The sequence below is a fragment of the Arhodomonas sp. SL1 genome (genome assembly GCF_052060015.1).
Classification (GTDB): Bacteria; Pseudomonadota; Gammaproteobacteria; order Nitrococcales; family Nitrococcaceae; genus Arhodomonas.
Genome location: NZ_JBPODZ010000006.1, coordinates 145,936 through 158,337, shown reverse-complemented (window position 1 = coordinate 158,337; position 12,402 = coordinate 145,936). Strand labels below are relative to the sequence as shown.

At 68.6% G+C, this 12,402-nt stretch carries 12 protein-coding genes; 6 read left to right on the top strand and 6 right to left on the bottom strand.

Going from position 1 to position 12,402, the window contains the following annotated elements; genetic code table 11:
• Positions 1-139 precede the first annotated feature (139 nt).
• The 4 genes from ACQ754_RS10595 to ACQ754_RS10580 form a co-directional block, all read right to left on the bottom strand.
• Positions 140-3,274, bottom strand: a complete 3,135-nt coding sequence (locus ACQ754_RS10595; protein ID WP_440996998.1) for an efflux RND transporter permease subunit — start codon at positions 3,272-3,274, stop codon at positions 140-142.
• Entirely contained in the window at positions 3,264-4,487 is a 1,224-nt protein-coding gene (locus ACQ754_RS10590) for an efflux RND transporter periplasmic adaptor subunit (protein WP_440996997.1), read from the bottom strand. The genes ACQ754_RS10595 and ACQ754_RS10590 overlap by 11 nt, the downstream gene beginning before the upstream one ends.
• The gene (locus ACQ754_RS10585) at positions 4,477-5,871 is read right to left on the bottom strand and encodes an efflux transporter outer membrane subunit (protein WP_440996996.1); all 1,395 of its coding nucleotides are present in this window, start codon (positions 5,869-5,871) and stop codon (positions 4,477-4,479) included. The genes ACQ754_RS10590 and ACQ754_RS10585 overlap by 11 nt, the downstream gene beginning before the upstream one ends.
• A gap of 214 nt (positions 5,872-6,085) precedes the next feature.
• The gene (locus ACQ754_RS10580) at positions 6,086-6,835 is read right to left on the bottom strand and encodes a hypothetical protein (RefSeq protein ID WP_440996995.1); all 750 of its coding nucleotides are present in this window, start codon (positions 6,833-6,835) and stop codon (positions 6,086-6,088) included.
• A 179-nt stretch (positions 6,836-7,014) separates the two neighbouring features.
• On the opposite strand from ACQ754_RS10580, the gene ACQ754_RS10575 reads away from it, so the two are divergent.
• Positions 7,015-8,268 carry a uracil-xanthine permease family protein gene (locus tag ACQ754_RS10575; protein ID WP_440996994.1) on the top strand — a complete coding sequence of 418 codons (1,254 nt, stop codon included), beginning with the start codon at positions 7,015-7,017 and terminating at the stop codon, positions 8,266-8,268.
• A 40-nt stretch (positions 8,269-8,308) separates the two neighbouring features.
• Entirely contained in the window at positions 8,309-9,157 is an 849-nt protein-coding gene (locus ACQ754_RS10570) for a sterol desaturase family protein (RefSeq protein WP_440996993.1), read from the top strand.
• A gap of 21 nt (positions 9,158-9,178) precedes the next feature.
• On the opposite strand, the gene ACQ754_RS10565 is transcribed toward ACQ754_RS10570, so the two are convergent.
• Entirely contained in the window at positions 9,179-9,895 is a 717-nt protein-coding gene (locus ACQ754_RS10565; protein WP_440996992.1) for a hypothetical protein, read from the bottom strand.
• A 216-nt stretch (positions 9,896-10,111) separates the two neighbouring features.
• Between ACQ754_RS10565 and ACQ754_RS10560 the strand changes: the two genes are divergently transcribed.
• Entirely contained in the window at positions 10,112-10,294 is a 183-nt protein-coding gene (locus ACQ754_RS10560) for an RSP_7527 family protein (protein ID WP_440996991.1), read from the top strand.
• Between the two features lie 2 nt (positions 10,295-10,296).
• Here ACQ754_RS10560 and def read toward each other — a convergent pair whose 3' ends face one another.
• Positions 10,297-10,809: a peptide deformylase gene (gene def / locus ACQ754_RS10555; RefSeq protein WP_440996990.1), complete on the bottom strand. Its 513-nt coding sequence runs from the start codon at positions 10,807-10,809 to the stop codon at positions 10,297-10,299.
• Here def and ACQ754_RS10550 point away from each other — a divergent pair.
• The 3 genes from ACQ754_RS10550 (at position 10,796) to queF (ending at position 12,399) form a co-directional block, all read left to right on the top strand.
• Positions 10,796-11,128: a hypothetical protein gene (locus ACQ754_RS10550; RefSeq protein ID WP_440996989.1), complete on the top strand. Its 333-nt coding sequence runs from the start codon at positions 10,796-10,798 to the stop codon at positions 11,126-11,128. The two genes, def and ACQ754_RS10550, sit on opposite strands and share 14 nt — an antisense overlap.
• Complete coding sequence (locus ACQ754_RS10545; protein ID WP_440996988.1) at positions 11,125-11,787, top strand: OmpA family protein; 663 nt, start codon at positions 11,125-11,127, stop codon at positions 11,785-11,787. The genes ACQ754_RS10550 and ACQ754_RS10545 overlap by 4 nt, the downstream gene beginning before the upstream one ends.
• Positions 11,788-12,009: 222 nt before the next feature.
• Entirely contained in the window at positions 12,010-12,399 is a 390-nt protein-coding gene (gene queF, locus ACQ754_RS10540) for a preQ(1) synthase (protein WP_440996987.1), read from the top strand.
• Positions 12,400-12,402: the final 3 nt, after the last annotated feature.

The following is a 12,402-nucleotide window of genomic DNA, read 5'->3' as shown; positions in this document are numbered from 1 at the left end:
CTCGCATCATACAAACTCCCACCGCCGGTTTCACGGCACGGTTTCTATCCTACTCTGATTCTCCCTTCTATTTCAGTTACTAACAGAAACTAATCCAAGCCTCCCATCCGCTCGGCCTCATCGATGCGATGAGCTCCGTTCATGTTTCAGGCGTACGAGGTTCCGGGAACGCCCCACGAGGGGGCAGCCGACGAAACCCGAGCAGCCGGACCACGTCGTCCACCGCCAGGTACAGGCAGGGAATGATCACCAGCAGGATGGCCGAGGAGAACATGATCCCATAGCCCAGGGAGATGGCCATCGGGATCATGAACCGGGCCTGCACGGAGGTCTCGAAGATCATCGGGGCCAGCCCGCCGAAGGTGGTCAGGGTGGTGAGCATGATCGGCCGGAAACGGCGCACGCCGGCGGCATGGACCGCATCGCGGGGGGAGAACCCCTCGGCAAGGCGGGCGTTGGCATAGTCGATCATCACCAGGGAGCCGTTCACCACCACCCCGCCGAGGGCGATGATCCCCATGATGCTGATCACACTCAGGCTGTAGCCCATGATCAGGTGGCCGAGGATGGCCCCGACGATGCCGAAGGGGATGGCGAGCATGACGATCACCGGCTGCACGTAGCTGCGGAAGGGCAGCGCCAGCAGCGCATAGATGCCGAACAGTGCCAGGGTGACCGTCCGGAAGAAGCTGTTGATGGCGTCGCGCATGCTCTCCTGGCGGCCACCGAAGTCGTACGAAAGGCCGGGGAAGTCCTCGGCCAGCTGCGGCAGCAGCTCACCGCGCACCACGCCCAGGATTCGGTTGGTCTGCTCGATGGGCACCACGTCCGCGGTCACCGGGAGCATGCGCCGTCCATCCTCGCGCCGGATCCGGGTCAGCGAGCGGCCGCGCTCGATCTCCGCCACCTCGCCCAGGGGAACACGCACGCCCCCCGCCGTCGGTACCAGGAAACCGGCGATGGCCGCCTCGCTGTCGGCCTGCTCCCGCGGCAAACGCACCCGCACGGTTACCTCGTTGCCCCCGCGCAGGAGCTTGAACGACTCGCCACCGTAGAAGGCATTGCGGACCGCCCTCGCGAGGTCGTCGGCGGTCAGTCCCAGCGCGCGCCCGCTCTGGTTGAGCCGCAGGTTCCATTCCGGGCTACCCGGCTGGTAACCGTCGTCCACGTCGCGCACCGGCGCCAGCTCCTCGAGGCGGCCGGCGAGGGTCCGCCCCGCCTGGTTTAGGATGTCGACGTCGCTGTGGCTCAGCTGCACGGTCATGGCAGGCCCGCCCCCCGGTCCCCCCCGATCGGCATCAAAGCTCAGCGACTCCACCCCGGGGATGGGTCCGGCGGCCTCGCGCCAGCGCCGCACATACTCGCTGGTGCTCATGGGGCGTCGCTCTGGCGGGGCGAGATACACCCGCGCATCCACCTGATCGCCCCGGATCCGGGCATAGACGGCCTCGCCCAGGGCATCACCACCGTTGTTCGCCAGCACCTCCTCCGCCGCCCCGACCAGGCGGTCGCGCACCCGCTCCAGCTCCGCCATGGGTGCACCGGGCGCCAGCACCGCAGTCACGTCCGCCCGGTCGGACTCCACCCGCGGCATGAGGATGAAACCCATGCGCCCGCTCATGGCGTAGGCCAGGGTGGCCGCCAGGAGTGCCGCGGCAGCGGCGAGCGTCACGTAGCGCCAGTGGATAGCCAGCGTCAGGAACCCGCCGTAGCCGTATTCGATGAACCGGCTGAAACGGTGGCTGAAGGCCTGCTGGCCCCGGTGGAGCCAGGCGCCGGGACCGGTGGTGGCCCCGCGACGAGTGTGACCGAGGTGGGCCGGCAGGATGATCAGGGCCTCGATCAGGGAGATGGCGAACACCGTGCCCACCACCGCCGGGATCACCGCCCAGATCTGGCCGAAGGTGCCGGGGATCATCCCCAGGGGCAGGAAGGCGATGATATTGGTGAGCACACTGACGATGATGGGCACGGCGATGTCGCGGGCCCCTGCGATCCCCGCCTCGATGGCCCCCATGCCGCGCTGACGGTATTCATAGATGTTCTCGCCGGCCACGATGGCATCGTCGACGACGATGCCCAGGGCGATAATGAAGGCGAACAGCGAAACCATGTTAATGGAGACGTCCAACCAGGGCAGGAACAGGAAGGCACCCAGGAAGGAGGTCGGGATGCCCACCGTCACCCAGAAGGCCAGCTTGAACTCCAGGAAGATGCTGAGCAGTGCCAGGACCAGCAGCAACCCGATGAAGCCGTTCTTCAGCAGCAGTTCCAGGCGCTGCTGGTAGATCTCCGAGCTGTCGCTCTGGATGGCGACGCCGATCTGCGGTGGCAGCCCCGCCCGGATCTCCGGGAGCACCGAACGCACGGCCTCGGACACCCCGATAGGCGTCTCGGTGCCCACCCGGAAGACCTCCACCCCCACGGCCGGCTGGCCGTTATAGCTGGCGATGGTCTCGGTGTCCGGCGAGAATCCCTCGCTGACGTGCGCCACGTCACCGAGGCGCACCACCGACCCCGCAGGGCTGGCACGCACGACGATGTCCCGAAAGGCACGGGCCTCCACCCGGCGCTCATCGACCTTGAGCAGGATATCCCCGCCGGCGGTCTCCACCCGCCCGGCCGAGCGGTCCCTGGCATTGACCGCCACCGCGGTGGCCACCTCCTGCAGGGTCAGCCCGTAGGCGCGCAGCTCCGCCTCCCGGATGTCGATGTGGACCTCATAGTCCTGGGCGTCCTCCACCGCCGCCTGGGTCACGCCTTCGGCGAGGAGGATGCGGTCACGCACCTGTTCCGCGGCGGCCTGCAGGCTGTGCTGCGGGGCATCACCGTGGACGAGGATATCCAGCACGTCGCGCCGCCAGCCGCTCAGGGCGATGTCCGGATCCTCGGCATCGTCCGGGAAGGTGTCGATGGAATCCACCTCGCGGGTGATATCTTGGTAGGCGCGCTGCAGGTCGTAGCCCTCGATGAGCTCCACGCTCACCGTGCCGCTGCCCTCCCGGGCCGTGGCGGTAACCTTTTTCACGCCCTCGAGCCCGCGAACCGCCTCCTCCACCGGGAGCACCACCCCGGACTCGATCTGCGAGGGCGTGGCCCCGGGATAGGCGACGCTGATATCGATGACCTCGCGTTGGAAGTCGGGGAAGACCTCCTGGGTGATGCGAGTGGTCATGAACAAGCCACCGAGGATCAGCACCAGCATGATCAGGTTGGGGGCGACTCGGTGATCGACGAACCAGCCGATCACCCCTCGCCGGCGCTCATCCGCCATCGCTGTCCTCCCCGGCAGCGCGCAGGGGCATGCCCTCGGTGGGGGCACCGATATCTGAGGTGACGATGCGCTCGCCGGCGGCGACACCAGCCGTGATCAGGACCCGCTCACGGCCACGGTGGGCGACGTCCACCTCGCGGATTGCGAGCCGATCCTCCCCATCCATTACCCAGAGCACGTCGCCTTCGCGGAGCCACTGCGGCGACACGGCCACCGCCTCATCGATGCGGCGACCGTGGATCTCGCCACGCACGAACGCCCCCAATACCAGGCGCGGGACCTCTCCCCCACCGCTGCGGCCGAGGGGATCGTCGACGGCCACGAGCAGACGGGCCAGGCGGCCCTCTTCCTCCAGCCGGTCGATGAGCCGGATCACCCGCCCCTGCCGGTATACCCCAGGCCCCCAGGCGGGCTCGTAGTACAGGCGCACCGCGGCCCCCCCTTCCGCGTCCGGTCCGGGCAACTCGATCCAGCACAGCGCGGAGACCGGCACGGTGAGCTCCACCCACCAACGCTCGGTACCCGCAAGGGTGCCGAGGTCGGTACCGGTACCCACCTCGGCACCGGGGGCCACATCCCGGGAGAGCACCACCGCATCGAAGGGCGCCTCCACCTCCGTGTAGCCGAGCTCGCGCTCGGCGTCCGCCACATCGCTGGCCGCGGAGCGGACCGCCGCCTCGGCGGAACGCAGCTGGGGCTCACGCAGAATGAGCGCCCGCTCCCGCTCGCCAACGGGCTCATCGAGCATCTCGTATTCCTCGCGGGCCACCGACTGCTGTCCCTCTTCCAGGGTAAGATCGGCGCGGGCACGGATCAGTGCGGCCCGCGCGCGGTCCAGGGCGATGCGGTAGGGCTCGTCGTCCAGGGTGACCAGCGTCTCCCCCGCGGCAACGGAGCCACCCGGCTCGAATCCCTCGTGGACTGCGGCGATCCGCCCGCCGACCCGCGGTCGCAGCGCAAGCTCGCGCGAGGGCATGACCTCGCCGTGCCCAGTAACCTTGACGGTATGGCTACCGACCTCGGCGCGGACCACTTCCACCAGCCGGGCCGTGCGTTCCGCACTCCCCTGGCGGCCCACCTCGTCGTCCACCTCCATAATGCGCCAGGTAACCAGCGCACCGCCTGCGAGCACCGCCAGCGCCAGGAGGGCATGCACCAGCTTGCGCGCGATCCCGCCGGCGGTCTCACCCGTGGCCCCTTCGTCAGCGCCCATCGTCCTCCTTCCCCGTTTCACCGAAGGCCCCACCGGCCAGGGCGCGAATCAGCGCCACCCGGTCCAGGGGCAGCTCCCAACGAGCCTCCAGGGCCCGGCGCTCCACGTTCTGCAGGGTGGACAGCGCGTCCAGGACCTCCAGGTAGTCGGCGGCGCCGTTGATGTAGCGGCTTCGCAGCCGCTGCTGGGCGTCCGCCGCCAGGCGTTGCTCCCGGCGTAGGCGCTCGAGCAGCCGCCGGTCGGCACGCTCCGCCGCCAGCGCCCGCTCCACCTCGGCCAAGGCATCCATCACCGTCTGCGCATACTCGTTGAACGCCACCGCCCGGCCAGCCCGGCTACGCTCCACCTCGCCCGCCAGCGCCCCGCCACGGAATAGGGGCAGGGCCAGGGAGGCGGCGAGCTGTCGGAGCCAGCCCTCGAACAAACTCCCCGGGGATGCGGCAGTGGTGGTGAACGACGCCGACAGGTCGAGGCTCGGGTAACGGTCCGCGATGGCCGCAGCCACCTCCGCATCGGCGGACTCCACACGTAGCAACGCCGCCCGCAGATCCGGGCGCCGCTGCAACCAATCGGCAGGCACACCGGTACGCGGCAACGGCGGCAGATCGGCGGCACCGCCAGCCGGTTCGATGTCCAGCTCGCCGGGGGGTTCGCCCAGCAACGCAGCCAACTCGGCGACCAGCCGTTCCCGCTCTCCCCGGGCCGTCTCCAGCTCACCGGCGCTCTGCTCAGCAAGCCGCCGTTGGCGCAGAACCTCGTCCGCACGCGCCTGGCCGTTGCGGTAGCGTATCGCCACCACCCGCGCGAGCTGCTCATTCAACCGCCGTTGCCGCTCGAGCAACTCGATGACGGCATCCTGGCGGCCAAGGCGGAAGTAGCTTCCGGCCACCTCCGCAGTCAGCGACACCGCGGCGGCACGCAGGTCGAAGCGGGTGGCCTCTGCCTCCAGCCGCGCGCCCTCGGCCTGGGCCTCCAGCCGCCCCCAGAGGTCCACCTCGAAACCCGCAGCAAGGCCGGCCTCATAGCGCTCGCTATCGACGCCACCCTCGCGGGAGGCGCTGGCCTCGGCGCTGGTGTCGACCCGGGGCAGCCGTTCCGCGCCCCGAATACGGGCCAATGCCCGGGCCTGACGTAGCCGCGCCCGGGCCGCGGCAAGGGAGAAACTGCCCGTCAGCGCCCGTTCCTGGAGGCGGTCCAGCACCGGATCGTCGAAGTGCTGCCACCACTTCGTGGGCAGGACCGCCACGCCCTGTTCCGGAAACGCTTCCGGGAGCGGGACGGTGCCGGGATCGGGGGGATCGGTCGCCGGCGCGCAGCCGGCGACGACCCACGCCGTCACCAACGCCGCTGCGGCGAGCTGCCATTTCCTTGATTTTGCGCCCATCAGCGTCCTTGGACCCCAGTGCCGCCGAAATTATCCATTGCCGGACGGTCCACGAAAACCGCGGGCGGCACCAGGGCCCGTGATGTTCACGAGGCTTCACGATTGATTGCCGCTGAGACAGCGCCCGCGGGGCTGCCGGCACCGAACGGCCCGGGACGCGTCGCGTGCCGAGGGGACGCCGGCACCGGCGGGCTGAGAGCGGTGGGGACGGGCGCTACGGCGCCGGTACGGTCGCCACGGGCAGTCGCAGGGCGTGGGCACGTTCGTCGACGGTCACCGTCAGGCGCAGCTGCCGCACCGAAGTCGCCTCCTCCGCGCCGGGAAAGAACATGAAACCATAGGCCAACTCGCCGGAGGCGATGACCCGATCGCGGATGGAGCGTTCCGCGAGATCACGCCGGATCTCGCGGCCCACGTTGGCGTAGCCGCTCGCCCCGCCACCGATAGCGCCGATGGCGCCACCGGCAACCGCACCCTTGCCGGCGGTCTCGGCGACATCCCCGCCGCCCACTACGCCGATGGCCGCACCGGCGATGGCGCCGGCGAGGGCCGTCAGCAGCGAGCTACGCGCGCCACTTCGCACGGCTTCACCCTGCTCGACATGGCGGCGTACCCGCTCTTCGGCCTGGCGGGCGCTGAGCACGGGCCAGGCATTGCCGTCGCGATCCTCGAGGAGCACCCGCTCGTCATCGATGCGAACCGGCCCGCCACTGCCGTTATCGACGACGAACTGCACCGGTAGCAGCCCCGCCCCGCGGATGTCGAAGCCAAAGGCCTCCCGGGCGGCCGCGGGATCGAGATAGGCGCGTACAAGGAAGGCCGTCTCGCCGACCGTAACCGCATCCGCCTCGGCCTCGGGGAGTGGCACCGGGGCGACCCGTTCCTCCCCATAGCTGGCACATCCAGTGAGGAACACCACGATCACCACGACCAGCCATGCCCATGACGCTGCTCTGTTCATCATCCGCTGCCGATCCTTTTACTGCCGGCCGCACCTCGGCCACCTGTCGAACATCCGAGGATGCACGCGCGACGCCGGTTGCGCCACCCCCCGGCCCGCGGCAGTATTGGCGCGGCCGCGCGCAGGCCACCCCGTGCCAGAACAAAAGCGAAGACGACACACCACCCGGGGAGATCTCGCCCATGCAGGAGACACCGACCCACACCCTTGGCCGCCAGGCGCTGGCGGGCTCGCAGATGCTGCTGGTCGCCTTCGGCGCACTGGTGTTGATGCCGCTGATCACCGGACTCGACCCCAACGTCGCGCTGTTCACCGCCGGGGCGGGGACACTGCTGTTCCAGATCGTGACCCGCGGACAGATCCCGGTGTTCCTCGCCTCCTCGTTCGCCTTCATCGCCCCCATCATCGCCGCCCAGCAGCGTTTTGGCCTCGCCGAGACCATGGGGGCCCTGATGGCCGCGGGAGTGCTCTACGTGCTCCTCGCCGCGGCGGTCCGCGCGAAGGGGACGGGCTTCATCGACCGGGTGCTGCCGCCGGTGGTGATCGCCCCGGTCATCATGGTCATCGGCCTGTCCCTGGCGCCGGTGGCGGTGAACATGGCCATGGGCAAGAGCGGCGACGGCGCCGAGCAGCTCATCCCCTACGCCGACGCCCTGGTCATCTCCCTGCTGTCACTGGCGGTGACGGTCGCGGTGGCGGTGCTCGCCCGGGGACTGCTGCGCCTGGTGCCCATCATCGCCGGGGTCATCGCTGGCTACGTTCTCAGCTTCGCCTACGGCGTCGTGGATACCACCAGTGTCGCCGAGGCGGCATGGCTCGCCGTGCCCTCGTTCACCGCGCCGGCCTTCGACTGGCGCGCCATACTGTTCATGCTGCCGGTGGCCATCGCGCCCGCCATCGAGCATATCGGCGACGTCCTCGCCATCAGCTCGGTCACCCGGGAGGACTACCTGAAGCGCCCGGGCCTGCACCGCACCCTCCTCGGGGACGGGCTGGCCACGACGCTGGCGGCGGGGATGGGCGGCCCGCCGAACACCACCTATTCCGAGGTCACCGGCGCGGTAATGCTCACCCGCAATTTCAATCCGCGGGTCATGACCTGGGCGGCCGGCTTCGCCATCGCCCTGGCCTTCATCGGCAAATTCGGAGCCGCGCTGCAGACCATTCCGGTCCCGGTGATGGGGGGCATCCTCTGCCTGCTGTTCGGCTCCATCGCCGTGGTCGGCCTCAACACGCTGATCCGTCACCAGGTGGACCTCTCCATTGCGCGCAACCTGGCGGTGGTGGCGGTGACCCTGGTCTTCGGCATCGGCGGGCTGGTCATCGGCCGCGGCCAGTACAGCCTGGAGGGCATCGCCCTGTGTAGCATCGTGGCGGTGGGTATGAACCTGGTCCTACCGGGCAGCGAGCACTGGGGGCGGGGCGACGCCGCATGAACCGGGGGAACCATCCCCCGCGGCCGCGGTCGGCTCGTGCATGAAGGAATGGCTACTGTCCCATGAACCCCTGATTCGTCTCGGCTGCTTCGCCGCGGTGCTGGCGACGATGGCCGCCTGGGAGCTACTCGCGCCACGCCGCGCCCAGGCCATCGGCCGGCGGCGGCGCTGGCCCTCCAATCTGGGGATCGTGGTGGTGGACACCCTGGCCCTGCGGCTGGTATTCCCCACCGCGGCGGTGGGTCTCGCCATGGTCGCAGAGGCACGGGGCTGGGGGCTGTTCGGGGCGGTGTCCGCGCCCTACTGGCTGGCGGTGATCGTGTCCGTGGTGGTGCTGGACTTCGTGATCTATCTCCAGCACGTGCTGTTCCACGCCGTACCCGGGCTGTGGCGGCTCCACCGCATGCACCATGCCGACCTGGAGTTCGATACCACCACCGGCCTGCGCTTCCACCCGGTGGAGATCCTGCTGTCGATGGGGCTCAAGCTCGCGGCGGTGGCTGCCCTCGGTGCCCCGGCGGTGGCAGTGCTGGTCTTCGAGGTGCTGTTGAACGCCACCTCGCTGTTCAATCACGGCAACGTCCGCCTGCCGGCGGCGGTGGACCGTTGGCTGCGCTGGATCGTCGTCACCCCGGAGATGCACCGGGTGCACCACTCGGTGATCCGCAACGAGACCAACAGCAACTTCGGCTTCAACCTACCCTGGTGGGATCGGCTGCTCGGTACCTATCGGGCGCAGCCGGCGGCGGGACACCTGGGGATGATCATCGGCATCGAGCAGTTCCGCGACCCGGTCGAGCTGCGCCTGGACCGGATGCTGCTGCAGCCCCTGCGCGGGCCGGCGAGCACCTATCCGGTCAATCGCGATCCCCGGGGCGGCCCCGGCTGAGGCCGACGGCGCCGCTGCCGGTCAGTGTGCCGCCTCGGGGGCGCAGAGCGCCCCGAGATCCACGTAACCGCGCTGCTGCATGGCCTCGATACGCCGCGCCATCGGCCCGTCGCCGATCCATACACGGGCACGGCGCACGTTGGGATCCCCCGCGTCGATATGGCCCTCGCCGAAATAGTGGGCGACGAGATAGGCATAGGCGGTGAGCTCGCGCACCCGTGCCGTTTCCGGGCTGCCCTCGCCGAGGGCCTCGAAGAGCTCGCGGACCTCCGCGAGCCCACGCTCCGGCTCCGGCTCGAGCTGATCACAGACCAGGAACCACACGCCGATGATGAGCTGACACCGGGCGGTAACGCTCTCCGGGCGAAGCCGCAGGGCGGTCCGCACCGCCGCCACCGCCTCACGCCGATAACCATCACGGCGAAAATCCAGGGCCACGCTGCGAAGCAGCTCGTCGGCGTTGTCGAAGCCGCGCACCTCGGCGAGGGCGGCCAACAGCGCGGCATGGACCTGCTGCCAGTCCTTGCCGTTGCCCTCAGGGCCCTCTCCGAAGGCCACGGAAAGGCCACGCAGCAGGTCGGTGGTGTCATGCTCCACGGGATCCCCCGGCACCCCCTCCCCAGCGTCCTCGCTCCAAATTGGCAACGCGCAGGACTCCTCCACGCCGGCCAGCTTGGCGAGGGCCGGATCGAGGGTGACCTGGGACCAGGCGAGTCTAGGATGCTTGGGTATCGTCATAATGCTGCGCAATCCGCCGTTGGCAAAAACGTAATAGTAGACCACGGTCCGGGGGTCACTGTCACAACCGGCTTGCGCGGCTCCGCAGCCGGGCTACGGACGCTTGTGCTCACTGGGCAATGGCGATGTGCCCATAAACGCCTATGCGCGCGCGGAATGCAGCCTTATTATGACGCCATGATCACGATGCACCGCAACATCAGGAGGTACAACGCGATGCGGCAGGATTCCACCTATACCGATCTGAACCCCACCGATCTCGAGCGCATCATGCGCGAGGCACGGGAGCTCCGTGGCCGGACCATGCGCGAGGGCAGCGCACGGCTGTGGCGGCGGCTGCGTACCATGATGGCACCGCAGTCGTCCCGCCGGTGGCCGGAGATCCACCGCGCCGCCTGAGCCTAGGCGTCGCGCTGCTTCTCCGCCTGCGCTCGCTCGCGCTCATAGCGCTTGATCAGGCGGCGGCGACGCACCGGGGTGAGCTGGTCGATGTACAGTCGACCATCAATATGATCACACTCGTGCTGTACGCACGCCGCCTCGAGCCCTTCCGCCTCGAACTCGTACCACTGCCCCTCGACGTCCTGAGCCCGGACCCGCACCCGGTCCGCCCGGGTCTTGGTGCGCTCGCGCATTCCGGGTACTGAGAGGCAGCCCTCGTCCAATTCCATGGGCTCACCGAGCGCCTCGTACTCCGGGTTCGCCAGGACCCGTGGCGGGTGGTCGTCCACCTGCATGACCGCCAGGCGCAAATGTACCCCGATCTGGACCGCCGCCAGGCCGATGCCCTCGGCCGCGCGCATGGTATCGAACATGTCGCCCACCAGCGACGCCAGCTCCTCGTCGAAGTGCTCCACGGGCCGCGATACCTCGCGCAGGCGCGGATCGGGATGGGCGAGAATGGGACGTTCCATGGTTCGCGTCGGACTCCGTTACAGTGTCACTGAATGCCGACAGGATAACGCGTTGGTCCACGGGATGGGGGCGTTGATCGGGTTCCCGGCATTCCTGCGTTACCTTCGGCACCGCGAATATGCAGCAATGCGCAATCGCGCACGTTATACTGGCGTCGAGGGTGCATTGATCGACTTATCGGTGAGTTTCAGGGAAAGGGGGCTTGTAATCGGCACAATCGATCAGCACATCGTTCATCACGCAGCAGCTCCCGGACGGGAGCGGCGATCGGTCATTCAAGGCATTCCTGCAAGCGGGAAACAGGAGAAGAAGCAATGAAGCAAACGACGGCAAAGAATACCCTGCTGCCTATCGGCATGGGCTTGGTGCTCTCGCTGGGGCTGGTGGCCACGGCCTCTGCAGACCAGCACATGGAAGGCGGCCAGGGGGAATACTGGACCAATAATGACGGTGAGGCCTGGATGAGCACCAGCGGCGAGTGCTGGTTCAACCCGGCCATGGAGAAGACTCAGAAGCGCGAGGAGTGCGGCGACGTCATCGAGACCGCCGAAGCGGAGCCCGAGCCGGAGATGGTGGAGCGCACCGAGCGGGTGTCCCTCGACGCCGAGACCCTGTTCGGCTTCGACGAGGCAACGCTCACCGACGACGGCATGGCCCGCCTCGACCGGATGGCGAATCGTATCGAGCGCGACTGGGAGATCAACCGCATCCGTGTGATCGGTCACACCGACCGCATCGGCCCCGAGGAGTACAACCAGGGGCTGTCCGAGCGGCGGGCCCAGGCGGTGGCGGACTACCTGCAGAGCAAGCCGGCGCTGTCGGGTTACGACATGCAGGTGATGGGCATGGGTGAATCCGAGCCCGTGGTCCAGTGTGAGAACACCGGTGGCCGCGACCAGCTCATCGACTGCCTGCAGCCGAACCGCCGGGTCGAGGTGGAGATCAACGGCATGAAGACGGTGGTCGAGCAGAAGTAACCACCGCTGCCTGCTCCGGCATCCCCATCGCCCCGCCCCCGGCGGGGCGATTTCTTTCCAGCCATGCCGCCCCCTCCGGCACTGCTGTTCCTCGGCAACCCACCCCGCCCGGCACCACCTGTGCGTCCCGGTCCGTTCGTGCGATGATTCCGCATCGTCGTGGCGCCGCCGCAACCGAGATGAACCTCGCGGGGACACGCCCGCGGTCCAGGAGGATTCCGCATGCCCAGCAAGCCGAGCCGCGCGCTCGAGACCTTCAACAATCCGAGCCCCGAGCGCGACTACACCATCCGGCTGACCATCCCCGAATTCACCTGCCTGTGCCCGATGACGGGCCAACCCGACTTCGCCACGCTGTACGTGGACTATGTCCCCGACGCCCGTTGCGTGGAACTGAAATCACTCAAGCTCTATGTCTGGTCGTTCCGCGATGAGGGGGCCTTCCACGAGGCCGTCAGCAATCGGATCCTGGAGGACTTGGCGGCACGACTGGAGCCGCGTTTCCTTCGCGTGCGGATGGTGTTCGCAACCCGCGGCGGGATCGACACCACGGTGATCTGCGAACACCGGGCCTCGGGATGGATACCGCCCGAGCCAGTGTCCCTGCCCTGAGGT